Annotated in this window: 29 protein-coding genes; 15 read left to right on the forward strand and 14 right to left on the reverse strand. The window is 70.7% G+C overall.

The annotated features are described in order from the left end of the window. Nucleotides 1–90 precede the first annotated feature (90 nt). A complete protein-coding gene (locus DI269_RS26060; RefSeq protein WP_112141481.1) occupies nt 91–531 on the reverse strand; it encodes a VOC family protein in 441 nt (146 codons plus the stop codon). Nucleotides 532–707: 176 nt separating this feature from the next. Between DI269_RS26060 and DI269_RS26065 the strand changes: the two genes are divergently transcribed. Further along, nucleotides 708–1,469: a hypothetical protein gene (locus DI269_RS26065; protein ID WP_157975224.1), complete on the forward strand. Its 762-nt coding sequence runs from the start codon at nt 708–710 to the stop codon at nt 1,467–1,469. Nucleotides 1,470–1,527: 58 nt separating this feature from the next. On the opposite strand, the gene DI269_RS26070 is transcribed toward DI269_RS26065, so the two are convergent. From DI269_RS26070 to DI269_RS26090, 5 genes are all read right to left on the reverse strand, one after another. Further along, nucleotides 1,528–2,046: a hypothetical protein gene (locus DI269_RS26070; protein WP_198667765.1), complete on the reverse strand. Its 519-nt coding sequence runs from the start codon at nt 2,044–2,046 to the stop codon at nt 1,528–1,530. Between the two features lie 65 nt (nt 2,047–2,111). After that, the gene (locus DI269_RS26075; protein WP_112141487.1) at nt 2,112–2,669 is read right to left on the reverse strand and encodes an AfsR/SARP family transcriptional regulator; all 558 of its coding nucleotides are present in this window, start codon (nt 2,667–2,669) and stop codon (nt 2,112–2,114) included. A gap of 120 nt (nt 2,670–2,789) precedes the next feature. Then, nucleotides 2,790–3,371, reverse strand: coding sequence for a TetR/AcrR family transcriptional regulator (locus DI269_RS26080; protein ID WP_112141489.1), 582 nt, complete (start codon nt 3,369–3,371; stop codon nt 2,790–2,792). A gap of 15 nt (nt 3,372–3,386) precedes the next feature. Next, complete coding sequence (locus tag DI269_RS26085) at nt 3,387–3,833, reverse strand: VOC family protein (RefSeq protein WP_112141490.1); 447 nt, start codon at nt 3,831–3,833, stop codon at nt 3,387–3,389. Next, complete coding sequence (locus DI269_RS26090) at nt 3,826–4,224, reverse strand: VOC family protein (RefSeq protein ID WP_112141492.1); 399 nt, start codon at nt 4,222–4,224, stop codon at nt 3,826–3,828. The genes DI269_RS26085 and DI269_RS26090 overlap by 8 nt, the downstream gene beginning before the upstream one ends. A gap of 24 nt (nt 4,225–4,248) precedes the next feature. Between DI269_RS26090 and DI269_RS26095 the strand changes: the two genes are divergently transcribed. After that, nucleotides 4,249–4,917 carry a hypothetical protein gene (locus DI269_RS26095; RefSeq protein WP_112141494.1) on the forward strand — a complete coding sequence of 223 codons (669 nt, stop codon included), beginning with the start codon at nt 4,249–4,251 and terminating at the stop codon, nt 4,915–4,917. Here the strand turns inward: DI269_RS26095 and DI269_RS26100 are convergent. Further along, nucleotides 4,914–5,303, reverse strand: coding sequence for a winged helix-turn-helix transcriptional regulator (locus tag DI269_RS26100; RefSeq protein WP_112141496.1), 390 nt, complete (start codon nt 5,301–5,303; stop codon nt 4,914–4,916). The two genes, DI269_RS26095 and DI269_RS26100, sit on opposite strands and share 4 nt — an antisense overlap. A 162-nt stretch (nt 5,304–5,465) precedes the next feature. Here DI269_RS26100 and DI269_RS26105 point away from each other — a divergent pair, with 162 nt between their 5' ends. Together DI269_RS26105 and DI269_RS26110 are read left to right on the forward strand one after the other, a co-directional pair. Then, nucleotides 5,466–6,917, forward strand: a complete 1,452-nt coding sequence (locus DI269_RS26105) for an MFS transporter (protein WP_112141498.1) — start codon at nt 5,466–5,468, stop codon at nt 6,915–6,917. 88 nt (nt 6,918–7,005) lie between these two features. Continuing rightward, entirely contained in the window at nt 7,006–7,680 is a 675-nt protein-coding gene (locus DI269_RS26110; protein ID WP_112141500.1) for an NIPSNAP family protein, read from the forward strand. Here the strand turns inward: DI269_RS26110 and DI269_RS26115 are convergent, their stop codons facing one another. Genes DI269_RS26115 through DI269_RS26125 form a run of 3 tightly spaced genes read right to left on the reverse strand, consistent with a single transcriptional unit; the run spans nt 7,681 to nt 9,089 of the window. Then, on the reverse strand, nt 7,681–8,223 hold the full coding sequence (locus tag DI269_RS26115; RefSeq protein ID WP_112141502.1) for an RNA 2'-phosphotransferase: 543 nt from the start codon (nt 8,221–8,223) through the stop codon (nt 7,681–7,683). It abuts the gene before it with no gap. A 6-nt stretch (nt 8,224–8,229) separates the two neighbouring features. Next, nucleotides 8,230–8,652 (reverse strand): hypothetical protein, encoded by a 423-nt coding sequence (locus tag DI269_RS26120; protein WP_112141504.1) that lies wholly within the window; start codon nt 8,650–8,652, stop codon nt 8,230–8,232. A gap of 56 nt (nt 8,653–8,708) precedes the next feature. Next, the gene (locus DI269_RS26125) at nt 8,709–9,089 is read right to left on the reverse strand and encodes a DUF1304 domain-containing protein (RefSeq protein ID WP_112141537.1); all 381 of its coding nucleotides are present in this window, start codon (nt 9,087–9,089) and stop codon (nt 8,709–8,711) included. Between the two features lie 134 nt (nt 9,090–9,223). On the opposite strand from DI269_RS26125, the gene DI269_RS26130 reads away from it, so the two are divergent. Then, on the forward strand, nt 9,224–10,882 hold the full coding sequence (locus tag DI269_RS26130; RefSeq protein WP_112141506.1) for a hypothetical protein: 1,659 nt from the start codon (nt 9,224–9,226) through the stop codon (nt 10,880–10,882). A gap of 33 nt (nt 10,883–10,915) precedes the next feature. Here the strand turns inward: DI269_RS26130 and DI269_RS26135 are convergent, their stop codons facing one another. The 3 genes from DI269_RS26135 to DI269_RS26145 form a co-directional block, all read right to left on the reverse strand. Then, a complete protein-coding gene (locus DI269_RS26135) occupies nt 10,916–11,710 on the reverse strand; it encodes an FHA domain-containing protein (protein ID WP_112141508.1) in 795 nt (264 codons plus the stop codon). A 62-nt stretch (nt 11,711–11,772) separates the two neighbouring features. Continuing rightward, the gene (locus DI269_RS26140) at nt 11,773–13,587 is read right to left on the reverse strand and encodes a serine/threonine-protein kinase (RefSeq protein ID WP_112141510.1); all 1,815 of its coding nucleotides are present in this window, start codon (nt 13,585–13,587) and stop codon (nt 11,773–11,775) included. Between the two features lie 72 nt (nt 13,588–13,659). Further along, the gene (locus DI269_RS26145; RefSeq protein WP_112141512.1) at nt 13,660–14,802 is read right to left on the reverse strand and encodes a Gfo/Idh/MocA family protein; all 1,143 of its coding nucleotides are present in this window, start codon (nt 14,800–14,802) and stop codon (nt 13,660–13,662) included. Between the two features lie 169 nt (nt 14,803–14,971). Between DI269_RS26145 and DI269_RS26150 the strand changes: the two genes are divergently transcribed. The 8 genes from DI269_RS26150 (at nt 14,972) to DI269_RS26185 (ending at nt 23,368) form a co-directional block, all read left to right on the forward strand. Next, a complete protein-coding gene (locus tag DI269_RS26150; RefSeq protein WP_198667766.1) occupies nt 14,972–16,363 on the forward strand; it encodes an extracellular solute-binding protein in 1,392 nt (463 codons plus the stop codon). A gap of 62 nt (nt 16,364–16,425) precedes the next feature. Next, nucleotides 16,426–17,373, forward strand: coding sequence for a carbohydrate ABC transporter permease (locus tag DI269_RS26155; protein WP_112141514.1), 948 nt, complete (start codon nt 16,426–16,428; stop codon nt 17,371–17,373). Then, complete coding sequence (locus tag DI269_RS26160) at nt 17,370–18,260, forward strand: carbohydrate ABC transporter permease (RefSeq protein WP_112141516.1); 891 nt, start codon at nt 17,370–17,372, stop codon at nt 18,258–18,260. Before DI269_RS26155 ends, DI269_RS26160 begins: the two co-directional genes overlap by 4 nt. Beyond that, entirely contained in the window at nt 18,257–19,141 is an 885-nt protein-coding gene (locus tag DI269_RS26165) for an NAD-dependent epimerase/dehydratase family protein (RefSeq protein WP_112141518.1), read from the forward strand. Before DI269_RS26160 ends, DI269_RS26165 begins: the two co-directional genes overlap by 4 nt. Nucleotides 19,142–19,177: 36 nt before the next feature. Further along, a complete protein-coding gene (locus tag DI269_RS26170) occupies nt 19,178–20,434 on the forward strand; it encodes an enolase C-terminal domain-like protein (protein WP_112141520.1) in 1,257 nt (418 codons plus the stop codon). Continuing rightward, complete coding sequence (locus DI269_RS26175; RefSeq protein WP_112141522.1) at nt 20,431–21,684, forward strand: ROK family transcriptional regulator; 1,254 nt, start codon at nt 20,431–20,433, stop codon at nt 21,682–21,684. Before DI269_RS26170 ends, DI269_RS26175 begins: the two co-directional genes overlap by 4 nt. Further along, nucleotides 21,681–22,526 carry an aldose epimerase family protein gene (locus tag DI269_RS26180; RefSeq protein ID WP_112141524.1) on the forward strand — a complete coding sequence of 282 codons (846 nt, stop codon included), beginning with the start codon at nt 21,681–21,683 and terminating at the stop codon, nt 22,524–22,526. Before DI269_RS26175 ends, DI269_RS26180 begins: the two co-directional genes overlap by 4 nt. Beyond that, nucleotides 22,523–23,368 (forward strand): sugar phosphate isomerase/epimerase family protein, encoded by an 846-nt coding sequence (locus tag DI269_RS26185; RefSeq protein ID WP_112141526.1) that lies wholly within the window; start codon nt 22,523–22,525, stop codon nt 23,366–23,368. Before DI269_RS26180 ends, DI269_RS26185 begins: the two co-directional genes overlap by 4 nt. On the opposite strand, the gene DI269_RS26190 is transcribed toward DI269_RS26185, so the two are convergent. Next, nucleotides 23,365–24,363 carry a LacI family DNA-binding transcriptional regulator gene (locus DI269_RS26190; RefSeq protein WP_112141528.1) on the reverse strand — a complete coding sequence of 333 codons (999 nt, stop codon included), beginning with the start codon at nt 24,361–24,363 and terminating at the stop codon, nt 23,365–23,367. The two genes, DI269_RS26185 and DI269_RS26190, sit on opposite strands and share 4 nt — an antisense overlap. Nucleotides 24,364–24,506: 143 nt before the next feature. On the opposite strand from DI269_RS26190, the gene DI269_RS27905 reads away from it, so the two are divergent. Together DI269_RS27905 and DI269_RS27910 are read left to right on the forward strand one after the other, a co-directional pair. Beyond that, nucleotides 24,507–25,214 (forward strand): ThuA domain-containing protein, encoded by a 708-nt coding sequence (locus tag DI269_RS27905; RefSeq protein ID WP_198667767.1) that lies wholly within the window; start codon nt 24,507–24,509, stop codon nt 25,212–25,214. Beyond that, nucleotides 25,199–26,290 carry a Gfo/Idh/MocA family protein gene (locus DI269_RS27910; protein ID WP_198667768.1) on the forward strand — a complete coding sequence of 364 codons (1,092 nt, stop codon included), beginning with the start codon at nt 25,199–25,201 and terminating at the stop codon, nt 26,288–26,290. Before DI269_RS27905 ends, DI269_RS27910 begins: the two co-directional genes overlap by 16 nt. The last annotated feature ends 39 nt before the right edge of the window (nt 26,291–26,329 follow it).

Below are 26,329 nucleotides of genomic sequence, written 5' to 3' on the forward strand. Positions count from 1 at the left end.
ACCGCCGGCGCATGAAGTCCGCGACTTCGGGCAAACCTTGTTGCAACACAACGGATCTTCCCGAAATCGTTCTCCACTCTCGAACGCGGCCTAGGAGCCGAGTTCCTGGACCAGGCCGATGATGACGCCGGCGGGGCCGCGGACGTAGCCGTACCGGTAGATCTCCTCGTACTGCGCGACCTCGCCGACGAGTTCGGCGCCGTGGGGAACCAGGCGGGCGAAGACCTCGTCCACCTCGTCGACGACGAACGTGAGCCGGGGGATGCCCGGGACGTTCACCGGCGCGCGCGGCGCGGGCGTGGCGGACACCGGGTGCTGGAACTCCGAGACCTCGATGCGGTTGCGGCCGTCCGGGGTCTTGAGCATCGCGATGTCGGCCTTGGCGTCGGCGAGGCCGATGAGCCGGTCGACCCAGGCGCCCTCGACGGTCGCCTGGCCCTCCAGCTCCAGGCCGAGCTCGGTGAAGAACGCGATGGCGGCGGCGAGGTCCTCGACGACGATGCCGGCGTGGTCCATGCGGATGACGGTCACTGCTGCCTCCTCGGGCGCGGGCCGCGCCTTTCGCGGCCCCGTACCCAGGGAACGGAGCCGACCGGCGGTCCTCGACATCAATCAGTCAAATGTGGCACAGGACACTCGACGGGAGTGAACGGGTGCCGGATTCGCGGACCCCGAGCGGGTTGGTGCCGCGTTGTTACGATCCCGGAATGACCGCCCAAACACCCCCGTCCGGCCAGTCGATGACCTTCCGCGCGTGGCTCGCGGCGAACTACAGCATCCCGGCGCGGATCGTCGCCGTCATCGGCGCGCTCGCGAGCGCCTGGGGCCTGGTCGTCGCGGTCGGCGACATGGACGGCGAGAACCCCGTCAGCTGGCTGATGTTCCTCGGCCCCGCGCTGGCCGGCGCGTTCCCGACCCTCGAACTCGCGTGGCGGCGCGGCCACGATCTGTCGATGGCGACGGTGAAGCCGCGCTGGTTCATCTTCCCGCTCTTCGGCGCGCTCGGCGCCGTCGTCGCCATGGGCGTCGCCGAGATCGTCATGCGCGCATCAGGAGAGATCGCCGCCGCGCAGGCCGCCGACAAGTGGCACTACTGGTTCGCCGTCGACGGACCGCAGGTCGTCTCGGTGCTGTTCGGCCTGCTCGGGTACGGCGCGGGGCTGCTGCTCGCCGTCGTGTTCTACGTCGTGGTCCTGTGGCCGCTCCAGATCATCCTCCGCCCCAGGCAGGCCATCGCGGAGAACATGATGGACACCTCCGAGGCCAACTTCCGCCGCAACCGGATCGCCTTGGCGCTCATGCCGCTCATCGTGATCGGCGCCGTCGCGATGGCCATCGGCTTCACGCAGGGGATCGGCTGGCTCGCGGTGCTCGCGACCGCGGTGGAGGTCGCGCTGGTCGTCACCGCCGTCGTCCTCCAAAAGATCGACAAGAAGCGCCGCGCGGAGACCGGCGCCGTCTCGGACTGAGGCGCGTGACGGGCCCCGCCGTATGGCAGGACGGCGGGGCCCGGGGTCGGAGAGCAGATTAGGGGACGGACGGGGAGCCGGTGAGGTACCAGTAGTAGTCGCCGTTGCCGTCGTCGTTGATGTTGTAGATGATCCAGCCGTCGCCGGTCCAGCTGCCGTTGGTGTTGTAGTACTTGAACGGCTGGAGGCAGTCGTCGCTGGCCTCGGTCAGGTTGTTGATCTCGCCGGTGAAGTCGCAGCTGTAGACCGTGCCTTGGATCTTCTGGTTGCGCTCGCGGTAGACCTCGGGCTTGAACTTGTCGAAGCGGTCGCCGTAGAGGTTGACGTTGCCGCCGTCCCAGTAGACGGTGATCCACGCGGCGTAGTAGTCGGCGCCGTTGTTCTCGATGCATACGATGGCGTTGACGGTGACGTCGGGCTTGCCGGGCAGGTTGAACGTCTTCTCGTTCGTGTCCCAGTCCGTGCATTCGACGACTCTCGCCTGCGCGGGCGAGCCGACGGCGAACACGATGCCGGCGGCGATCGCGAGGGTGGCGAGCACGGATGCCAGTCGTGACCTGCGGAATGTCCATTTCATGAGTGGAGGCCTCCTCAATCGGAACCATTGTGGAAGGAGTCTCGCACCCGGTCTTTAGCGGGCGATTAGTGAACGTTTAGTCGCCCGGCCGTGCCGAGGAGCCGTTGGTGCTCGCCGCGAAGGGCGGCGCTCGGTTCGATGCCGAGTTCGTCGACCAGGCGCTTTCGCATGCGCCGGAACACTTCCAGGCCTTCGGCGGTGCGGCCGCCGCGGTGGAGGGCGGTCATGAGCAGTTGCGCGAGGCGCTTGCGGAGCAGGCCGCCCGCCTGGTCGGCCGGACCGGAGCGGGCGCGGGCGACGAGGTCGCGGAAGCGGTACAGGTCGACGCGCTCGGCGTCGCACGACAGGCGCCAGCCCTCGCCGACCGTCACGAGCTCGACGGCCGGATCGGCCGCGATCAGCTTGCGCAGCTTGGTGACGTAGACGCGGATGGAGTTGCGGGCGGCCGCGGGCGGGTCGGAGGCCCACAGGGCCGAGACCAGGCGTCCGGTCGGCACGACGTGGTCGAGGTCGAGCAGGAGCATCGCGAGGACGCAGCGCTGCTGCGCCGTGGTGGGGCCCTGCTTCTGTCCGTTATGGAGGATCTCGACCGGTCCGAGGATCCGGAACCCGATTCCCGTCATTTGGAGCCCGCCTTCCACTCGACCGCTGGAGTTCGTTGCGCGCCAGAAGGATCGGAACCGACTCTACTCCCGATTGTGAGTCAGGACACGTTGGATCCGATCGGATGGCGAAACGGCCGGTCAGTGCCCGAGAACGCCCGCGATGATCGCATCCAGCTGCGCCGCAACACGGTCGAGCGGACCGGTGTCGCGCTGGGCCCGGCACATGGCGACCGTCCCCTCCACCGAGGCGACGATGAGCGTGGCGATCTGCGCCGCCTGCGTGCCCTCGGCACCGTGGGCCGCAAGCGATTCGGCCAGCAGCCGCTCCCAGTCGGCGAACACCTCGGCCGCCGCGAGCACCGCCTCCGGCACGTCCCCGACCGGCGGCTCCTCGACCGCGACCGCCAGCACCGGGCACCCGGCGCGGAAGTCGGTCCCGGTCACGATGTCCCGCCACAGCGCCAGGAACGCGGCCACACCCTTGCGCGGGCCGACCCGCAGCTCCTTGCGCAGGCTCCGCGCGACGCTCTCCCCGGCGAACCGCACCGCCTCGGTCGCCAACTGCCCCTTGCCACCAGGAAAATAATGGTAGGTCGACCCGAGTGGCGCATGCGCGTGCTTCGACAGCTCCCGAATACTCGTGGCGTTCAGCCCGCGCCGGCTGATCATCTCGGCCGCACCGGCCACGATCCGCTCGCGGGGCGCTTCAACCTGCGCCAACGGAACCTCCTCGGGCTATGACGACTGTAATAGCCTACCGCCGGAACCTGTGGCCCCGACGATCTCGGCCACCAGCTCCACCTCGAACCCGTCCGCGTTCTCGAGGTAAGCCGCATAATGCTCCGGGCCGCCCGCGAACGGATGCCGGTCCGTGAACATCAAAGCCCACCCGTGTCGGGCCCCCTCGACCGCCAGCCGCTCGACCTCCCGGTCGTCGCTGACATGGAACGCCAGGTGATTCAACCCCGGCGCGAGCCGGTCATGCCGCCGTCCCGACATCGCCGACGACTCCTCGACCACCACATAGGTCGGCCCGAACCGCCAACTGCGCCCGGCCTCCCAATCCTGAAACCGCTCGTACCCCAATGACTCCAGCAGCCACCCGAACGACTCAACGGCCCGCCCGAGATCCGGCACCCACAACTCGACATGGTGCAGATGCCCGGCCCTGGAATCACCCATGTCCCTCGCCGCTCTCGCTCCACCAGTCTCGGACCAGGCAGAACGGATGCCCGGCCGGATCGGCGTAGACGCGCCAGCCCTGCTGGTCGTCCAGCAGCACTGCACCGTTCGCCAGCACCTCCGCCTGGGCCTCCTCAAGGTCGGGCACGGCGAAGTCGAGATGGAACTGCTGCGGATACGCCGGATCGGGCCACCGCGGCGGCCGGTAGTCCTCGACCGGTTGGAACAGCAGCACGAACCCGGACTCCAGATGCAGCGTCGCGCTCCCGTCCCCGAGCGACCACCGCCGATCCGGCCGGTTCACGTCTCCGCCGAGAACCGACTGATAGAACCGGGCCAGCGCGGTCGGCTCCGGGCAGTCCAAGACCACGCATTCAAAGTGCGCCTTCATATCGGCAGCCTACTATCGACCCCCGTGACCACCACATGGATTTCCCGCGCCGCCCGCAACAACGCCGACTGGTGCGCCGCGATGAGCCGCGCCCACGGCATCACGGGAGACTTCGGCACCGACGCCTGGACATCTCCACTTCGGACACCACTGTTCTACCCCGACGCGGTCACCCTCACCCCGAACGCCGACCCCGCCGCACTGATCACTCGAATCGATGCCGGCCCAGGCGCCTCCGTCAAAGACAGCTTCGCCGACCTCGACCTGCGCCCCTACGGCTTCGACATCCTCTTCGAAGCCCAATGGATCCACCACCCCGCCACCACACCCGCGACGACCGCCCCCTGGACCCTGGTCAAAGACCCCGCCACCCTCCACGCCTGGGCGACCACCTGGGACAACGACAACGCCGAACTCTTCCGCCCAGAACTCCTCGACGACCCCGACATCTCAGTGATCGCGAAAACCACCCCTGACGGCCGAATCATCGCGGGCGCAGTGCTGAACCAGAGCGAAGACGTCATCGGCGTCTCGAACATCTTTGCGGCAGAGGGCGATTCACCCTGGCCGATCGCGCTCGCCGCGGCGTCAGGCAACCCACTGGTCGGCTACGAACACGGCGAAGCACTGGAGTCGGCCATTGCGCATGGCTTCAAGCCGGTCGGACCGCTCCGGGTCTGGTTGCGCGGCTAAGCGGCGGCGACGAGGGCGTCGTAGGTCTTGCGGGCCTCGATGATGTCGGGGCGGTGGCGTTCGGCCCATTCGAGGAGGCCGGTGAGGTGGCCGTAGAGCTCGCGGGCGGAGTCGGTGGCGGTGTACTCGACCTTGGGCGGGACGGTGGGGTAGACGGTGCGGGTGAGGAGGCCGTCGCGTTCGAGGTTGCGGAGGGTCAGGGTGAGCATGCGGCGGCTGATGCCGGGGATGCTGCGCTCCAGCTCGGTGTAGCGGACCGGCTGGCGGATGGCCGCGACCAGGATCGAGACGGACCACTTGCCGGCGACCCGGTCGATGATCTGGACGATCGGGCACGCCTCGACTTGCACGTCGGACATCGGGACGTCGTCGCACTCGTCTGCCATGGCATGTGCTCCAGTTCATATTGGGGCGATCAGGCGGATGACCTGGACAGGAACATCCGTGTATCCCCCGGTACATGAAAGTGCCTTCTTCCGGACGGCTCCATTGGAACACATGATTGCTCCAGGAACAAATCGTTCCCCGTGAGCTGAAGGAGCCCCGACATGTCCACCGCAACCGAAGCGAGTCTCAGCCGCCGCTGGCTGACCGTCATGGTCCTGCTCGCCGCGCAGGTCATGATCATCCTCGACCAGAACATCGTCACGATTGCTCTGCCTGCGATTCGGGACGACCTTGGGTTTTCGTCCGCCAACTTGGTTTGGACCGTCAACGCTTATGTGATTCCGTTCGGTGGGCTCCTGTTGCTCGCCGGGCGTCTTGGGGATCTCCTCAGCCGGAAGTGGGTGTTCATCGTCGGCCTGGCACTATTCACGCTCTCCTCGGCGGCCATCGGGTTCGCCGACACGCAAGGGCTCCTGCTCGCGGGCCGGTTCGTGCAGGGCATCGGCGGCGCGGTCGCCTCGGCCGGGTTGCTGGGCATGGTCGTGATGCTGCTGCCCGAGCCGGCGCAGCAGGCGAAGGGCATCGGCGCCTTCGGGTTCGCGTCCGCCGGTGGCGGCGCGCTCGGGAGTGTCGTCGGTGGGGTCCTGACCGAGGCCGTGGGCTGGGAGTCGATCTTCTTCATCAACGTGCCGCTCGGCGTCATCGTGGCCGTCCTCGCCTGGCGCCTGCTGGAGAACGACCGCGGCATCGGCCTCAAGGCCGGGGCCGACGTGCTCGGCGCGGTGCTCGTGACCGCCGGGGTCATGCTCGCCGTCTACACCCTCATCGAAGTCGAGCACCAGGGCTGGAACTCGCTGCGCACCATCGGCTTCGGCGCCGTCGCCGCCCTGCTGCTGGCCGGGTTCCTCGTTCGCCAGGCCAAGGCCGCGACCCCGCTGGTCCCGCTGCGGATCATGTTCTCCCGCAGCGTCGCCGGGGCGAACCTCGCCCAGGCGCTCATGGTCGGCGCCGCGTTCGGGTTCATGTACTTCACGGTCCTGTACCTCCAGCAGGTCCTCGACTACCGGCCGCTGACCGCGGGCCTGGCGTTCCTGCCCGCGCCGCTGGTGATCGCCGCGGTGTCGCTGTGGGTCGCCCCGCAGCTGCTGACGCGGGTCGCGCCGCGCAAGCTCGCGATCGTCGGCCTCGCCGTGATGGTCGCCGGGTTCGTGCTCTTCGCCCAGATGCGCGCCGACGGCTCCTACCTGGTCGACGTCCTCCCCGGCATGATCACCGCCCCGCTCGGCTTCGGCCTGACCATGCCCGCCCTCATGACCCTCGGCATGGCCGACTCCAAACCCGAGGACGCCGGCGTCACCTCCGGCCTGTTCAACACCGCCCAGCAGGTCGGCGGCGCGGTCGGCCTCGCGGTCATCAGCACCGCGGTCTCCTCCCGCACCGCCACCCTCCTGGACGGCGGCACCGGCCAGGCCGAGGCCCTGACGGCGGGCTACCGGCTCGGCTACACCATCGCCGCGGTCATGGTCGCCATCGCGCTGGTCGTCGCGGTCACCGTGATCCGGGCCCGTAAAACCGATGCGGCCCAGGCGGAAGCGGTTCCCGTCGCCGTCTAGCCCCACTGAAACAGGGCCGCCGTCCGAGAGGACGGCGGCCCTTCGCGGTCTCTAGAATCGAACAGAACTTCGAACAGCTGGAGACTGAATGACCACCGACGAATGCACCGTGTTCGAGCTGCGCCAGTACACCCTCCACCGGGGACGGCGCGACGAGCTCATCGACCTGTTCGACCGCGAGTTCGTCGAGAGCCAGGAAGCGGTCGGGATGCGGATCGTCGGCCAGTTCCGGGACCTCGACCGGCCCGACCACTTCGTGTGGGTGCGCGGCTTCCGCGACATGGAGTCCCGCGCCGAAGCGCTTGAGGCCTTCTACGGCGGTCCAGTGTGGAAAGCCAACCGCGACAAGGCGAACGCCACCATGATCGACTCCGACGACGTACTCCTGCTCCGCCCGCCCTTCGACGGCGCCGGATTCGCGGCCCCGGACCAGCCCCGGCCCGGGCGCCACGAGGAGCCCTCGCCGACGCGCATCACCGCCGCGGTCCACCGCATCGACCCGGCCGCCGAGGACGCCTCGGTCGAAGCCGCCGTCGACCGGCTGCGCCCCGAACTCCAGGCGCGAGGACTCCGGCCCCTCGCCCTGCTGACGACCGAGCCCGCCGAGAACACCTTCCCGGCCCTGCCGGTCCGCACCGGCGAGCACGTGCTGGCCTGGTTCGCCCAAGGTGAGGTGGACGCCGAAGCCATTGCGTCGGAAGCGCTTTCGAGCCCGATCCAGACGCTCCGGCTCGAAACCACCGCCCGGTCGCGCCTGCGCTGATCAGTCGGGGAACGCGATGGCCCAGGCCGGGACGGACTCGGTCAGCCACACGCCGTTCTCCGAGCGGTAGAACACGTGCCCCTCCGCGGCCATGCGGCCCGCGTCGACCACCAGGACCACCGGCCTGCCGCGCCGCGAACCGACGCGCACCGCGGTCGCGTAGTCGGGGGAGAGATGCACGTCGTGGCGGGCCATCGCCTTCAGGCCCTCCGCGCGGATCGCGTCGAGATAGCCCTCGGCGGTGCCGTGGAACAGCTCCGCCGGGGGCTCGACCGGCTCCAGGGCCAGGTCGACGTCGACCGTGTGGCCCTGGCTGGCGCGGATGCGGCCGTCGCGGATCACGTACCGCCGCTTGTCATTGCGCTCGACGACCTCGTCGAGTTCCTCGCGGGTGAGGCGGAAGTTCTGCCGGGCGAGGGCCGCGAGGAGCACGTCCACGTCGACCCAGCCCTGCTCGTCCAGCTCGATTCCGAGCCGCTGCGGGTCGTGCCGCAGGTGCCGCGACAGGTACTTCGAGACCTTGACCAGCCGCCGGTCGTCCATCGCGGCCTACTGGACCTGCTGCTGCGCGGCCGCGACCGCCTGGACCAGCTGCGCCGCGTCCTCGGGCCGGACGAGCTTCAGGTTCACGCGCTTCTGCTTGCCGTCCGCCTTGACCCGCACCAGGTTCACGCCGTCGTACCACAGTCGCTCGCCCTTCGGCGGGCCGTAGGTCCCGGCCCGGAAGCCGAGCGGCGAGTGGATGCTCAGGCCGCCGGTCGCGTACTCGTACGAGTAGTACGGGTTCACGAACGTCAGGATGCCGATGAGCAGGAACAGCGGCCCGGTCACGAGGCCGATGCCGAACGCGCCGGCCATCAGGGTCAGCAGGTTGGCGACGAGCCATACCGAGCCGAGCACGGTGAACAGCACCGGATACCAGGTCTTGTAGCGAAGCTTGAGCACGTGCTGCGGGGCGGGCGGGTAGGCCATCGGGTCACTCCAGTCATCGAGGGGAACTCACTCAGGGGCGCCGCCAGCCTACAAGATCACAGCTGCGTCAACGCGAACACCAGTGCGAGCAGCGGGAACCCGCCCTGCTTGGCCGCCGCCGGGACCATCGACCGGTCCGTCGCGACCAGCACCAGCGCCGCGAGCAGCATCGACCCGCACGCCGTCACCATCAGCGTCCACCCCACCGCCGGCTCGGCGCGCACCAGCGCGGTGCCCAGCAGCGCGCCGACCGCCAGGAACAGGTTGTACCAACCCTGGTTCGCCGCCCAAGGCTTGACGGCGGCCAGGTCGGCCGTCTCGGTCTTGAACGTGCCGCGGTGGACCTTCGGGTCGCTGAAGCGCAGCGTCTCCATGACCCAGATGTAGACGTGGACGAGACCGGCGAGAGCCGCGAAGACCTGAACGACGAGAAGCATGGAAGCAGTCTCGCCCATCCCCGCCCGCCGCGCCAGGATTCGAGGCCGATCCCTCCCGCGCCCGGCGCGCTGATCGGGACCGGTCCCGGGGGGTTCGTGGTGTTCTGGGGGGACCGCCGACCGAGGAGTGTCCCGTGTACCCCGAGATGGAGCCCCCGCAGCCTTCGCCCCCGCCGCCGTTCCCGCGAGTCGAGCCCACGCCGCCTGACGCGGAGCAGTCCCCGCCCTGGGTGCCCGCGCAGCCGCCGCGGTTCGAGCGGGAGCCGCAGCCCGCGCCGTTCGCGCCGCCGTTCGAGCGGAAAGTGCGGCCGCCGTTCGTGCCCAGGCCCGTCGACCCGGTTGCCGCCGTCGCCGCCAACGCCACCGCACTCGGCTTGGGCTACATGCTCATGCGGCGCACGCGCCTCGCCGCGGCCGCGATGGCCGGCACGTTCTTCCTGCTGTTCGCACTCGCCGCCGAGCCCGACAACCTGGCCTGGCGGATCCTGTTCGGAGTGTGGTGGCTCCTGATGTGCCTCCACGCCTGGTACCTCACCCGCCGCAGCGAACCGCACCCCGGCACCCGCCGTCGCGACCGAATCCTGGCGGTCACGGCCGCCGCGCTCGTCCTCCTCACGGTCATTGGATTCCGCTGGGACGCCTGGCAGATGGTCCGCGGTGCCGAGACCGCCCACACCGAAGGCGACTGCACCGCGGCCGCCGCGGCGCTCGACCGGTTCGACGCCGGCCACCGCATCGCCTACGGCGGCATCGACGACGAGCGGGCCGCGCAGTTGGAGGCGTGCGCGCTCCTCGAACAGGCCCGCGCCGAAGGCGGCGCCGCGGGCGCCGCGACCATGGCGGAGTACCTCGACCACCCGGCCGCGCTCTGGGACGGTGCCGGGCCCGAGCGCGCCGCGATGCTCTTCCTCGCCGCCCGCGTCGGCGGCGACCCCGCCACCACCCTCGCCCCGGGTTTCGAGCAGCTGACAGAAACCCTCGACACCGAACCGGGCCAGGCCGACACCGTCCGCGACACGGTCGAAGACCTGATGGCCGACCTCGACGACGACACCCCGGCCTGCAACGCCGTCGCCGTCGACGACTGGATCGGCGCCCAGACCTGGGAGGCCCCCGAACTCACCGAACCGATCGCCGCGGCCGCCGCAGCCGTCCCGCTGCACCTCCTCGCCTGCGCCCGCGCCGAAGCCACCGTCGACGACCTCACCGGAGCCCAGGACGCCTACCAGCGCTTCGTCGTCGACTACCCCGACCACGCCGAGTTCCAGGCCGCCACCGACGAGCTCTACGCGGTCGACTCCCAGATCGAGTTCCTGCACGTCCAAGGGCTCCTGACCGCCGACGAGTACTGCCAGGCCCCCGCCCCCTGGCGCGACGCCCCCGCCTACTCGGGCCGCAGCCCCCACCCCATGTGGGTCATCGGCCTCGACCCCGACTCGTACGGCGTCTCGGAGTCGTGGACCTCCGGCACCGTCGAGGAGACCGAGATCGTCGTCTGCGTCGACGGCCCGAAGCAGGGACGGCACCTGGAGACCTGCTACTACGAGAACGACCTCAGCAGCTACTTCCCGCACCAGGTCAGCTTCTACACCGCCCGGTTCGACGTCAAGGTCTTCGCCCTGCGGACCGGCGAGCAGGTCGACTCGTACACCGTGCACTTCGACGGCGACCCCTGTCCGCAGACCCTGTACTACAACAGCTACGGCTACGCCGACTTCGGCCCTCCCGGCGAGATCGAAGCGGAGGTCAGCGACAAGGAGGTCCGCAGCGTCTTCGAACGCCTCCAGGACTGAGCCGGCGGCCGCGCCACGGGGGCGCGGCCGCTTTCAGCCGTCGCCGAGGATCCGCAGGTCCGGCGGAACGAGGGTGCGGGTGTGCAGCAGCTCGGTGATCAGGTTGTGGTTGAGCATGTTGCCCACCGGCTCCCCGACCTCCTCGCGGGTCAGCCCCGGGACGCCCGCGCCCGACAGGCGCTGGCGGACCTTCGCCACCAGGTGCTCGATCCGCTTGGGCCGCCAGTTCCCCTCGAAGCCGAGCTCGCCCAGCTCGGCTGCGACCTGCTTCCACGACACCGGCTGCGGGTACGCCTCGTGCAGCAGGTAGCGCTGCGCCAGGCACACCAGCGCGAGCCGCTCGTCCGCGTCGAGCCGCCACGGCCGGTCCTTGAGCGTGGCCGCGCCGGGCGCGGGCGGCGGGAGGCGGCCGTCGTCGCCGGAGACGTACAGCTCGACGAGGTGGCGGCGCCGGGCGGTGCCGGAGATGAACACCGGCGTGTAGCCGGTCTGGACCGGGAACGGCTCGTCCTCGGGGAAGAGCGTGCGCGAGCCGGGCAGCTGCAACGGCAGGTGCCCGGTGTTGGAGAGCCACCAGTGGTCGCCGCGGCGCGCGAGGCGACCGTGGGCGCGGCTGACGCGCCGGTCGTCCTCGCCCACGCACACGTGCACCTCGGGCCGGTTCCGTCCGAAAAGGACGACGCGTTCCTCCTTGGGGCGGAAGCGGACCCCGCCGGACATCGAGAGCGCGTAGATCGTGCCCGGCGCGGTGTCGGCGACCCCGAAGGCGAGGCTCGCATGGTCGGGAGGCAGGGGCTCCAAGCCCTCCACCTGGGAGATGTCGGTCATCAGCGGCCCTCCGGATTGTTTCCCTCCCAACCCTGCCACGCGGGTCCGGGAGTGGTCCCGGGTCAGGCGTCGGGGAGCGCTTCGGCGGCGGAACCGGCCAGCTCGACCGCCAGGGCGCACAGCTCGTCCTGAGTGTCGTGCTCGTCGCCGTAGGCGAGGACCCGGACGTTCTCGGCGACGGTGGTGCCGTCGCCGTCGGGGCTGGGGTACTGGAGCTGGACGATGCTGACGAGGCAGGAGTCCGGCGCCCAGTAGTCGCCCTCGATCACGGCGGTGCGCCCGTCGAGCTCGATGAACTCGCCCTCGTCGGGGGTGGGCGGGTCGTCGAAGTCGAACTCGACGCGGATCCGGTCGTCGCTGGTGGTCGAGAACCACTCGCATTCCCAGTTGCCGAAGCCCCACCAGGGTTCGTGGGCGTTGACGCCGGGGAAGTGCTCAAGCGCTTCGTTGTCGAGCATGTCGCAGGCGTCGAGGTGGAAGGTCGAGGCGGGGCCGTGGGTCTGCGTGCGGCGGGGGATCGGGCCGTCGGCGAGGATCGCGAGGGCCCCGTCGACGGCGGTGTCGGCGATGGGGCACAGGTCGTCGCCGCCGCTCTCGTCCTGCTCCGCGTCGATCGAGACGATGTTCTCCCCGTCGGGCAGGACGAGGCTCCGCTCGCACTCCTCATGGGTGCCCTCGTTGCGGATGAGGCCGATCGGGCCGACCATCCGGGTCTCGCCGGGCTCGGGTTCCTCTTCGCTGCTGTAGAAGTACAACTCGACGTCGACGTAGCCCGATGCCGTGGTGATGTCGACGAAGCAGTGCCGCCAGCCGCCGTCGTTCGAGTCGATGCGGGTGTCCCCATACACGCTCAGCGCCTCGGTGTCGAGCAGCGCGCAGGGGTCGGCGGTCCTGGGGTCGCCCATGTAGTCCTCGGCGGTTCCGGAGGGGGTGCCGTCGGTCTCCCCGCCGCCGGACTCGTCCGACCGCAGGCCCGGCCACACGACCACGGCGAGGACGACCAGGGCCGATGCCGCCGCAGCGGCCCAGATCCAGCGGCGCCGTCGCCCCGGCGTCCGCGCCGCTCCGGCCACCGGTTGCCCGGAGAGGCGGCCGAGATCGGTGCGGGCCTGGTCGATGCGGATGCGGCGCTTGGGGTCGGTCTCCAGGAGGCGGTCGAGGAGCGGTTCGAGGTCGCCGGCGCGCTTGGACTCGACCCGTTCGCCCTGGGCGGTGCGCCACAGGAGCGCGTGGGCGTTGCCCTCGCCGAACGGCGAAGTGCCCTCGACGGCGTGGAAGAGGGTGGCGCCCAAGGAGAAGACGTCGGCGGCGGCGGTGAATCGGCCGCCGCGCACGACCTCGGGGGCGACGTAGCCGGGCGTGCCGGTGACGGCCCCGGTCCCGGTGAGGGTCGGTTCGGCGTGGACCTGGCGGGCGATGCCGAAGTCGGCGAGCTTGGCCTGGCCCTGCTCGGTGACCAGGACGTTCGCGGGCTTGATGTCGCGGTGGAGGATGCCCTTGGCGTGCACCGCTTCTAGGCCCCCGGCGAGCTGCGCGCCGTACCGGGCGGCCTCCTCGGCGCCCACGGTGCCGACCTCGGCGAGGGAGCGGCCGGAGACGAACTCCATGACGATCCACCAGTCGCCGCCGTCCTCCGCCGGCTCCCGGAAGGCGTCGTGGACGGTGACGACGTTGGGGTGGTTGAGGCTGGCGAGGACCTCGGACTCCTTGCGCACCTTGGCGGCCGCGGCGGCGTCGCCGCCGATCAAAGCGCGCTTGAGGGCGACGGGGCGCTCGTTGAGCCGCGTGTCGGCCGCGCGCCAGACCTCGCCCTGGCTGCCCGACCCGAGGCGCTCCTCAAGCCGGTACCGACCGCCCACGATCTGCCCTGCGCGCAATGGTCGCTCCCACCGAAAACCCGAATCGCCCCCATGTGCCGGCCTCTACCCTAATGCACCGGAGCGAAGCGGCTACTTCCCAAGGGGAGCGGTGAATCCGGTATGCGTCGCCTGCTCGTCGTACGCGCCGTCGAGGACGTCGGCGACCCGGATCGGACGCCCGAGCGTCGCCGAGAGGTAGACCGCGCGCACCGTCGCGAGCGCGCGCAGCCCGTCTTCGAGGGTCACCCACGGGTCGCGGCCCTCGCGCACGGCCGCGGCGATGTCGGTCCACTGCGTCAGGTGCGGGTTCGCGTAGTCCCCTTGGGGCCCTTGGACGGCGGCCTCGCGGAGCTCGCGGGCGACCTGGTCGTTCTCCCACTCGGTGCCCTCGGCGTCGCGGGCGTGGAAGAACGTCAGCTCGTCGGCGGCGATCACCGCGGAGCCGTCGGTGCCGTGGACCTGAAGGCGCACACCGAGGTCCGGGTAGGCCGTGGTGGTGGCGTGCAAGGTCGCGAGGGCGCCGTTCGCGAAGCGGAGGATCGCGACGGCGACGTCCTCGACCTCGATGCGCTCGTGGCCGACCCGCGCGGTGTGCGCGGTGACCTCGACGGGCTCGCCGAGGAACCACAGCAGCAGGTCGAGGGTGTGCACGCCCTGGTTCATGAGGGCGCCGCCGCCGTCGAGCGCCCACGTGCCGCGCCAGTCGGCCGAGTCGTAGTACGCCTGGGTGCGGAACCAGTCGATGTTGGCGACCGCGGAGGTGACCGTGCCGAAGCGTCCCGCTTTGAGCGCGTTGTGGACCGCGAGCGAGGCCGGGTCGTGGCGGTGCTGGGAGATGACGGCGACGACCTGCCCGGGCCGCTCGGCCGCGGCCTCCCTCAGGCGCCGGGCCGGGCCCATCGCCACGTCGAGGGGCTTCTCGACCACGACGTGCGCGCCGGCTTCGAGGGCTTCGAGCGCGAGCGAGGCGTGGGTGCCGCTGAGGGTGCAGACGGCGACGACGTCGATCCCGCCGCCGTCGAGCGCCGCCGCGAGGTCGGCGAAGATCCGCGGCTCGGGCTGCCCGAGGCCGGTGAGCTGGGCGGCGACCGCGGCAGCGCCGGGCTCGTAGGGGTCGACGAGGGCGACGACCTCCAGGTCGGGGGAGTGGGCGGCGACCTCGGCGTGGAGGCGGCCGATGACGCCGCAGCCGACGACGGCCAGGCGCAGGGGTGCGGGGGCGGGAGTGCTCATGGTCGTTGGCCTCCTTGGGATCCGGTGTGCGGGGGACACCTGGTGCGGGGGTGCGTTCAGAAATAACGTACCGCACCGGGTTGACTTACTAACACTAATGGATTTAGTTTATTGGCACCACGACGACCGGCCCGAACGGATCACGGGCCTTCACCCCACAGGAGTTTCAATGACGAAACTGTCCAGGCGACACGTCCTCGCCGCAGGCTCCGCCGGCACCGTCGCCGCGCTCGCCGGCACCGCCGCGTGCAGCGACCCCGGCGCCGACGGCGGCACCGAAGACCTCGACCCCTCGGCCGACGTCACCATCTCCGTCGGCGACCAGCCGACCGAGGACAAGCCCGAAGAGCTCGCCGCGTTCAACGAGCGCGTCGACGAGTTCGAGGCCGCCAACGGCAACATCACCCTCGAACCCTCCACCGAGGTGTGGGAGGCCCAGACCTTCCAGGCGAAACTCGCCGGCGGCACCCTCCCCACCGTCATGGGCGTCTCCCTGACCTACAGCTACGAGCTCATCGAGAACGGCCAGCTGCCCGACATGACGCCCTACCTCGAAGAGCTCGAACTCCTCTCCGAGCTCAACCCCCTCGCCCTCGACAACGTCAAGGACTCGGACGGCAACGTCTACACCATCCCCACCGGCCTGTTCTCGGTCGGCATCGCCTACAACCGCAGCATCTTCGAGCAGGCCGGCCTCGACCCCGACACCCCGCCCGCCACCTGGGACGACGTGCGGGCCTTCGCCCAGCAGATCAAGGCGAACGTCCCCGGCGCCACCCCCTACGCGCAGATGACCACCAACAACACCGGCGGGTGGATGCTCACCACCATGACCTACTCCAACGGCGGGCGCATCCAGGACGACGCCGGCACCGAGTCCGTCATGGGCGAGGCCACCATCGCCGCGCTCCAGCTCCTGCACGACATGCGCTGGGTCGACGACACCATGGGCCGCGAGTTCCTCTACGACCAGGAAGGCGTGCGCCAGGCCTTCGCCGGCGGCACCATCGGCATGGTCCTCCAGGCCCCCGACGCGTACAACACCCTCGTGCGCGACTACGATTTCGACCCCGCCCACTTCGGCATCGGCCAGCTGCCCCAGGGCGGCGCCGGGAACAACGGCACCCTCACCGGCGGCACCCTGAAGCTGTTCGACGCCAAGGCCACCCCCAACCAGCTCCTAGCCGCCGCCAAGTGGATCAAGTTCTACGAGTTCGACAAGTACTACGACGAGGCCGTCGCCCTCGCCGACGCCGAATCCAATGCGGCCGAAGGCAACCCCGTCGGCCTCCCCGGCCTCCCGCCGGTCTCGCAGGAGATCTACGACCGCTACCTCGGCTGGATCGAACCGCACATCAACGTCCCCCTGGAGCAGTTCGCGAGCTACACCGGCTCGACCCTCCAGCTCATCGCCGAACCGCCCGCGGGCACCCAGCAGACCTACGCCGCCCTCGACCCGGTCGTGCAGCAGATCCTCACCGACGAGGGCGCCGACATCGCCCAGGCCGTCGCCGACGCCACCGAGATCGTCAACGGCATCATCGAGCAGGCCGCCCGGTAGGAACCCGAGCAGCCGGCCGGGCCCCGCACCAGGCCCGGCCGGTCCCTCGGAACGGAGACCACATGACCAAGACCCTCGACGCGGCCGCCGCCGCGACCGCCAGGCGGCGCAGGAAACCGCGCTTCGACCCCGTCCGATGGGCCCGCGGCGGCGGCCTGCACGCCGTGCTCTTCGCCGTCCCCGTCGTCCTCGTCTACGTGTACTTCAGCTGGGGCCCGGTCGTCCAGGGGCTCGTCCTGAGCTTCCAGAAGACCAACCTCATCCAGCCCGCCGAATGGGTCGGCTGGGGGAACTTCACGTACGTCCTCTCGGACCCCGGGCTCGTCCAGGCCTCGCTCAACACCGCGTACTTCGCGCTGCTGGCCCTCGTGTTCGGCTTCCCGATCCCGATCGTCCTGGCCGTCCTCATCAACGAGCTGCGCAAGTACGACACGCTCTACAACGCGCTCGCCTACCTCCCGGCGATCGTCCCGCCCGTCGCGGCGATCCTGCTGTGGAAGTTCTTCTACGACCCCGACGCCACCGGCATGTTCAACACCGCCCTCGGCTGGATCGGCCTGGGCCCCTTCCCGTGGCTCAACGCCGAGAACTCCGCGATGCCCTCGATCGTCCTGTACGCCACCTGGGCCGGAGCCGGGTCCACCGCGATCATCTACATCGCCGCACTGTCCACAGTGCGCACCGAGCTGTACGAGGCCGCCGAGATCGACGGCGCCGGCATCTGGCGCCGCATCTGGCACATCACCCTCCCGCAGCTGCGCAACGTCATCTTCGTGATGATGCTCCTCCAGCTCATCGGGACGTTCCAGATCTTCACCGAGCCGTTCCTGTTCACCGGCGGCGGCCCCAACAACGCGACCCAGACGATCCTGCTGAAGATCTACAACTACGCGTTCGTCAACGGCGACTTCGGAGCCGCGACCGCGCTCAGCGTCCTCCTCGCGGCCTTCCTCGGGCTCCTGTCGGTCGTCTACTACTTCGTCACCAAGCGATGGAGCACGACGACATGACCGACCTCAAAGACCGCGGCGTCATCTCCGTCTCCGACCGCCGCCGCCCCGTCGTGCGGACCTGGTTCGGCCTCGTCCAGGGCCTCCTGCTCCTGGTCCTCATCGTCTCCGGCCTCGGCCCGCTCCTATGGGCCGCAAAGGCATCGGTCTCGCCGAGCAACGACATCGTCGCCGACCCGATGGGCATCTGGTTCAGCCCCAACGACTGGCAGAACCTCGCGCTGGCCTGGAACGGCGCCCGGATCGGGCAGTCCCTGGGCAACACCGTGATCCTCGCGGCCGGCTCGACCCTGTCCACGCTCATCGTCTCCGTCGCCGCCGCGTTCCTGCTCAGCGTCCTGCGCCCCAAGTGGGGGCCGTGGCTGTCGGGCGCGATCCTGGCGACCCTGTTCCTGCCCGGCGTCGTGTCGTTCGTGCCGCTGTACCTGACGATCCTGGACCTGCCGCTGCTCAACGTCAGCCTCCAGGACACGTTCTGGGCCGTCTGGCTGCCCGCCGGTGCAAGCGCGTTCAACGTCGTCGTCCTCAAGCGGTTCTTCGACTCGATCCCGCGCGAGTACATGGAGGCCGCGAAGATCGACGGCGCCGGCCCGCTGCGCATCCTCACGATGGTGGTCCTGCCGCTGTCGCGCCCGATCCTCGGCGTCATCGTGCTCCTGTCCATCGTGGGCTCGTGGAAGGAGTTCCTGTGGCCCATGCTGGTCCTGTCGAACCCCGACCTCCAGCCCGTGTCGGTCATGCTGCCACGGCTGGCGACCGGCAACTCGCCGCTGGCGGTCCAGATGGCCGCCGTGTTCCTGTCCATCATCATCCCCGTGGTGCTCTTCGCGATCTTCCAGAAGCAGTTCCTCCGCGGGGTCGGCACCGCAGGAGGTGTGAAGGGATGACCCCCCTCAACGGAGCCCGCGTGCTCGTCACCGGCGCCTCGGGGCGCATCGGCCCGGTCGCGGTCGCGCACCTGCGCTCGGCGGGCGCGTCGGTCACGACGCTCTCGATCCAGGCCAACCCCGGGCTGGAGGCCGAGCGGGTCCTGGTGGGCGACACCAGGTCCCAGGAGGACGTTCGGGCCGCGCTCGAAGACGCGGACTTCGTCGTCCACCTCGCCGCGCTCGCCCACCGCGACATCGCCCCGCCCTACGACGTGTACTCCACGAACGTGGTCTCCACGTTCAACGTGCTCGCCCAGGCCGGGGAGGCCGGGATCGCGCGGGCGGTCGTGGCCGGGTCGATCAACGCCTACGGGCTGCCGATGAACCGCCACGAGGTCGTCCCGGCGTACTTCCCGCTCGACACCGACATCCCCGTCGACATCTCGGACTGGTACTCCCTGTCCAAGCACCACGGGGAGTCCACCGCGCGGATGGCCTGGCGGCAGTGGGGGATCGACGTCGTGACCCTGCGGTTCCCGCACGTCCACGACGAGCAGGCCCTCCTCGCCCAGTCCAAGCAGCTGGAGCAGGACCCGCGGCCGGGCCTGTGCGAGGTCTGGTCGTACCTGCACACCGAGGACGCCGCCCGCTCGATCGTCCTGGCGCTCACGGCGAACACGTCCGGCGCGCACGCGTTCTTCCTGGCCGCGAACTCGACGGTCGCGCCCTACCGGACCGAGGAGCTGCTGGAGGCGTTCGCGCCCCGGGCGCCGCGCCTGCGGCGCTTCGTCGGGCGCGAAGTGCCGATCGACCTGACGCCCGCGCGCGAGCTCATCGGCTTCGAGGCCCACCGCGACCTGCCGATTCCGACGCTCGACCTCCCCGCCGATTTCAAGTGACCCGCATAATGGAGACCCAGCAAGGAGCAGCGACCCATGACGATTGAAACGTTCGCGAACCCGTGGCCGGCCCGCGAGGACGTGCGGATCACCTCCGTGCGCGCCATCGCGACCGCGCCCGACGGCATCGCGCTCGTCGTCGTGCGCATCGACACCGACGTCCCCGGCCTCTACGGCCTCGGCTGCGCCACCTTCACGCAGCGGTGGAAGGCCGTGGTGTCGTTCGTCGACGACCACCTCGCCCGACTCCTCGTCGGCCGCTACCCCGGCGACATCGGCGACCTCGTGCGCCTCGCCGGGTTCACCGGGTACTGGCGCGGCGGCCCCGTCACCAACAACGCGATCTCCGGCATCGACCAGGCCCTGTGGGACATCGCCGGCAAGCGCGCCGGCATGCCCGTCCACGAACTCCTCGGCGGGAAGGTGCGCGCCGCGGCCGACACCTACCTCCACGCCGCCGGGCGCACCATCGGCGAGGTCATCGAGGATGCCCAGCGCCTCATCGAACGCGGCCAGCGCCACGTGCGCCTCCAGATGTCCACCCCCGGCGGCGGCGGGTACGGCGCGCCCAGCGTCCCCACCGAGTACCCCGACGCGCCCTACCGGAACGGCTGGAGCGCCCGCGACTACCTGCGCCGCACCCCCGCCCTCTTCGAGGCCGCCCGCGACAAGCTCCCGGACAACGTCGAACTCCTCCATGACGTCCACTCCAGACTCACCCCGAAGGAGGCCGTCTGGCTCGCAAGGGCATTGGAGCCCTACCGGCTGTTCTTCCTCGAAGACGTCCTCGCCCCCGAGCACTGGGACCGCCTCCCCGAAGTGCGCGCCGCCAGCCCCGTCCCGATCGCCGTCGGCGAACTCACGACGTCCCTTCAGGATGCCGTGCGGCTCGTCAAGGACGGCGGCGTCGACTTCATCCGCAGCCACGTCTCCGACATCGGCGGCCTCACCGCCGCCCGCAAGATCGCCGACCTCGCCGAACTGTGCGGCGTGCGCACCGCCTGGCACGGCCCCGGCGACACGTCCCCGATCGGCGCCGCCGCCAACGTCGCCCTCGACGTCACCTCCGCGGCCTTCGGCATCCAGGAGGGCCACGTCTACGGCGAACGCGTGCACGAGGTCTTCCCCGGGACCCTCCGCATCGAGGACGGCTGGCTGCACCCCAACGAGGCCCCCGGCTGGGGCATCGACATCGACGAGCAGGCGGCCGCCCGCTTCCCGGCCGAGCTGTCCGGGCACGACGCCTGGGCCGCCGGCGTCCGCAGACCCGACGGAGCGCTGGAGGCCCCGTGACCGACCGGAACGACACCACCACCCGCCGCACCCCGGCGCCGCCCGGCGACCGGGCCGGCGCCAACCAGTCCGACCTGGGGTCCTTCAACGAGGCCACCATCGTCGAGACGATCCGCCAGGCCGGGGCCATCTCCCGCGTCGAGATCGCCGAGCGCACGGGCCTGACCCAGCAGTCGGTCTCGCGCATCCTGCGCATCCTCCTGGAGCGCGGCCTCCTCGTCGAGAACGCCTCCGAGCGGGCCGAGCGCCTCGGCAAGCCCCGCACGCCGGTGCGGCTGCGCGCCGAGGCCGCCCACGCCGTCGGCGCGCTCGTCGACCCCGAGCTGGTCTCGATCGTCCTCACCGACCTCGACGGCACCCCGCTCCAGCGCCGCCGCATCCCCGTCGAGCACGGCACCTCCCCCGAAGCGCTCGTCGAGATCATCGCCGCCGCGACCGAGGACGCCGTGACCTCCTCCGGGATCGACCGCTCCACGTTCCTCGGCGTCGGCGTGGCCGCCCCCGGCCCCATCACCACCGACGGGGAGCTGCTCGACCTGCCGCTGTCGAAGGAATGGCGGAACGTTCCCTTGCGCGCCATGCTCGCCGAGCGCCTCGACTGCCCCGTCGTGTTGGAGAAGGACGGCGCCGCGGCCGCGGTGGGGGAGCGGTGGGTCGGGCGCACCGACCGCGCCAGCGACTTCGTGTACCTGTACGTCGGCACCGGCGTCGGCTCCGGCCTCGTGCTCAACGGCGAGACCTACCGCGGCGCCAGCGCCAATGCCGGCGAGTTCGGGCAGCTGTGCGCCGTCCGCTCCGGCCGCATCGACCACGACGGCCGCCCGCAGCTGGTGCGCGAATGCAACCCGACCGCCGCGCTCCCCGAGATCGCCCGCGAACTCGGCTACGCCGGGCCCGCGGTCACCTACCAGGAGATGTGCGCCGAAGTCGGCGCCGGGGACCCGGCCGCGACGGCCGCGGCCCGCCAGATCGCCGACGTCGTCGCCCTCGGCGCGGTCGCCCTCATCGACCTGCTCGACCTGCCGCTGCTGGTCGTCGGCGGGCCCGCGTTCGCGCCCGAGATCGAGGCGATCACGTTGGACGCCATCGACAAAGCGGTGAACACCATGCCCACCGCGCGGCACGCCCGGCACGTCGCCGTCGAGCGCTCCCTGGTGAAGGTCGAGGCCGGCGCGATCGGCGCCGCATCCACGATCTTCCACGCCTCCTTCGCGCCCTCGGTGCGCCGCACCCGGCGGTACGGCCTGTGAGCCCGATCAGCCTCGCCGCAGGCGAGTACACCGTGGACGTCGATGCGGTCGGGGCCCGGATCGCCTCGATCCTGCACGCCCCCACCGGGACCGAATACCTGCTGACCACCGCGTGGGGAGAGGAGGACTGGGGCGGGACCTACCAGTTCACCGGCTCCAACGAGGAATGGCACCGCCGCTACGCCGGGGGCTGGCACACGCTCGTGCCCCACGCGGGCGACGCGCGCACCCTCGACCGGGTCGCGCACCCCTTCCACGGCGAGGCCGCCTGGCGGCGCTGGCGTCTGACCGAAGCGGACGACGCCTTGTGCGAGTTCGCGATCGTGCTGCGCACCGCGCCGCTGACCGTGCGCCGCCGGGTGACTGCCACGGGCACCGGTGTCCTTGTGCGCCAGACCGTCTGGAACCATTCGCCTCGCGAGGCCGCGTTCACGTGGGTCGAGCACCCGGCCTTCGGCCCGGCGCTCATCGGGCCCGGGACGACCGTGGCAATCGGTGGCGACCGCGTCGACGCGCGCTTCCCCGAAGGGGACGAGCTGCACAGCGACTTCCAAGTGGTGCGCGCCAAAGGCCGGGGCACCGCCTCGATCAGCAACGCCGACAAGGGCACCGCCGCGGTCCTCACCTGGGACCCCGAGGTGTTCCCGTTCCTGTTCGTCTGGCAGGAGCACCGCGCCACCACCGGCTTCCCGTGGTGGGGCACGGCCGACACGATCGCCCTCGAACCGGCCTGCCGCCCTTATGAATCCGATGGTGGCCCGCTCGGCCCGCTGGTGCTCGTCGGAGGCGCGTCCCTGGCCGCCGAGTTCGAACTGACCTGCACCACCGAGGAGCGAGCATGACCAGGATCGGCGTCCAGTGCTTCACCCTTCGCGACGAGATCGCCTCGCGCGGCGTCTTCGAGGCGTTCCGCGAGGTCCGCGCCATCGGCTACCGCATCGGGGAGGTGTCGGCGGTCCCGATGACGAAGGAGAACGTCGCCGAGCTGGTGCGCGTGAAGGAGGAGCTCGGCTTCGAGTTCGCCTCCATCTCGGGCGGACTGACCGGCGACGAGTCCCTGACCTCCACCTTCGACAAGTTCGTCGACGACGCGAAGACCCTTGGCGCGGACATGATCCGCATCGGGATGCTCCCGGCCGAGGCCATGGCCGATCTCGAAACCGTGGCCGCCTTCGCCGACGCCTGCCAGGAGGTCGCGGTCCGCCTCGCCGATCACGGCATCCGCCTGCACTACCACAACCACCACGTCGACTTCGCGAAATACGAGGGCCGGTTCCTGCTCGACGTCATCGCCGACCGGGCCCCGCTGGTGGGCTTGGAGATCGACGCCCACTGGGTCCAGCGCGGCGGCCTCGACCCTGTGGCGACCCTCCACAAGTACGCCGGGCGCGTCTCGATGGTCCACCTCAAGGACTACCGGATCGCGCGACTCCCCGCCGACGTCTACGCCGCCCTGGACGCGGGCGACCGCGAACCGTGGCAGCAAGGGCTGCAACAGCTCGTGCAGTTCGCGGAGGTCGGCGAAGGCAACCTCGACTTCCCGGCGATCATCGAGGCGTCGATCGCGATCGGCGCCGACCACCTCCTGGTCGAGCAGGACGAGTTCTACGGCCGCACCGCGTTCGAGAGCCTGCGAATCTCCCACGACAACCTCGTCGCCATGGGCTACGGGCACCTGTTCTAAGGGGCGGCGGTGGACCCGCGGACGACCAGCTGCGTCGCCAGCTCCTCGCGCGGGGCCAGCGGCGGCGGGTCGGCCCTGATCCGCAGCAGCATCCGCAGCGCGGCCTCGCCCATCTCGCTTATCGGCTGGTGCACCGTCGTCAGGGCCGGTCGCAGCCACTGCACCTCGGGCAGGTCGTCGAAGCCGACGACGCTGACGTCCTCGGGGAGGCGCAGCCCCAGCGACTCCGTGGCGTCGTACACGCCCGCGGCGATGTTGTCGGTGCACGCGAACAGCGCCGTCGGCCGGTCCGCGCGACTCAGCAGACCGGCCGCGGCCTTGGCCGCGCCCGTGGCGCTCCACTCGATGTACTGCACCTCGACCTCGGCACCGGCCTGCGCTGCGGCCGAACGGAACCCGTCGATGCGCGCCTGCGTGTACAGGGCCCGGCGGTCGGCCCCGATCACGGCCAGGCGCTCGTGCCCGAGCCCGATGAGGTGCTCGGCGGCGGCCCGGCCCCCGGCCCAGTTCGCCGCGCCCACGCTCGCGACCGTGCTCGGCGGCTGCGTCACCGGGTCGAGCAGCACCACCGGGACCCGCGCGGCGACCAACGTCGCCAGCTGGTCGGCGCTGACGTCGACCAGCGCGAGCACCGCGCCCCTCAGGTTCCGCTCCAGCAGCCGGTTCAGCCACGCCCCGTCGTCATGGGCGACGGTGAGCACCAGGTCCACCCCGGCCGCGGTGGCGGCGCGCTCGACGCCGCTCAGGGCCCGGTTCGCCCACGTCCCCTCCACCCCGCTCAACACCAGATCCACAAGCGACGGACGGTCGAGCCGCGGCACCGCGCCCCGCCCCGAGCGCCCGCGGTAGCCGAGCTCGGCCACGGCGCGCATGACGCGGGTGCGCGTGGCGGCCGAGACGTCCGAGCGGCCGCTGAGCACCTTCGAGACGGTCGGCACCGTCGTCCCGGCCGCGGCGGCCACGTCGGCGAGGGTCGTCCGTCGGGAATCCTGCATGGCGCGAGCATACCGACAGGTCGAAAAGTTGCGCAACTTTACGCCCTCGAAACGCACTAGATTTAGCGGAAAACTCTTGTCATAATGAACGCGAAGCGCCGGACCGGCGCTGAAGTTGCGCAACATTTGGAGCTGAACTTCGCATGTCGACTACAGGCAGCAAGCGCGCGCTGGTCGTGCGCGGCGGATGGGACGGGCACCAGCCCGTCGAGGCCACCGACTCGTTCCTGCCCTTCCTCAAGGAGCACGGCTACGACGTCCGCGTCGAGGACGCCACCGCCGTCTACGCGGACGCCGAGTACATGTCGACCGTGGACCTCATCGTCCAGACCAACACCATGAACACCATCGAGCGCGACGAGCTGCTCGGACTCATCGCCGCGGTCGAGGGCGGCGCGGGCATGGCCGGCTGGCACGGCGGCATCGCCGACTCCTACCGCAACAGCTCCGACTACCTCCAGTTCATCGGCGGCCAGTTCGCGACCCACCCCACCCGGGCGCCGCGCGAGGAGCTCAAGGGCGAGGCCGCCGACTGCTTCACCCACTACACGGTCAACATCGTCCCCGAGCAGGCCGAGCACCCGATCGTCAAGGGCATCAGCGACTTCGACCTCCACACCGAGCAGTACTGGGTCCTCTCGGACGAGTACAACGACGTCCTGGCGACCACCACCATCCCCGTCACCGCCTACCACCCGTGGCACCGGCCCATCACCTGCCCGGCCGTGTGGACGCGCCTGTGGGGCGAGGGCCGGATCTTCGTGTGCACCCCCGGCCACGACATGGGCGTCCTCGCCGACGCCAACGTGCGCACCATCATCGAGAGGGGCATCCTGTGGGCCAGCCGCTGAGGATCGGCATCGTCGGGGTCGGAGCGATCTCCGGCCAGTACCTGACCGCCTTCGAACGCCTCGACGCCGTGAAGCTCACGGCCGTCGCCGACCTCGACGAGGCCCGCGCGAAGGACGTCGCCGACGCCCAGGGCGTGCGCGCCCTCACCGTCGACCGGCTCCTGGAGGACCCCGAGGTCGACCTCGTCCTCAACCTCACCATCCCCGCCGCCCACGCCGAGATCGCCCTCAAGGCCATCGCCAACGGCAAGGACGTCTACGGCGAGAAGCCCCTGGCCGCCGACCTCGGCGACGCCAAGGCGGTCCTGGACGCGGCCCGCGAGGCCGGCGTCAGGGTCGGCTGCGCCCCGGACACCGTGCTGGGCACCGGCATCCAGACCGCCCGCAAGGCCGTCGACGACGGCCTCATCGGCACCCCGGTCGCCGCCACCGCCACGATGCTCACCCCCGGCCACGAGCGCTGGCACCCGAACCCGGACTTCTACTACGTCCCCGGCGGCGGCCCGCTGCTCGACATGGGCCCCTACTACGTGACCGCGCTCGTGACGCTCCTCGGCCCGGTCGCCTCGGTCGTCGGCGCCGCCGGCCACACCCGCGACACCCGCGTCATCGGCTCCGGTCCCCGTGCGGGCGAGACGATCCCGGTCACCGTCGACACCCACGTCACCGGCGTCCTGCGCCACGAGTCCGGCGCCCTCTCCACCCTCGTCATGAGCTTCGACGTCGTCGCCACCCGCGCCTCGAACATCGAAGTCCACGGCCACACCGGGACCCTCATCGTCCCCGACCCCAACCACTTCGACGGCGACGTCAAGTACCACCCGCTCGACGGCGAATGGCAGACCCTCGAACCCAGTGCGGGCTACCGCGACTCGGGACGCGGCTACGGCGTGGCCGACCTCGCCGTCACGCCCGCGGGAGAACCCTTCCGCGCCAACGGGGACCTCGCCTACCACGTCCTCGACATCATGACCGCGCTCCTCGCCTCCGCCGACCAGGGCAGGGAGCTCCAGGTCGAGAGCACCTGCGACCGCCCCGCAGCCGTCCCCCTCCAGGACGCGCCCGCCCCCGCATAGCGACGGAGCGGCTCGACCGCGGCGGGTCCGCGGTCGAGC

Origin of the sequence: Glycomyces dulcitolivorans, assembly GCF_003265355.1 — a bacterium.
GTDB classification, from domain to species: Bacteria; Actinomycetota; Actinomycetes; order Mycobacteriales; family Micromonosporaceae; genus Glycomyces; species Glycomyces dulcitolivorans.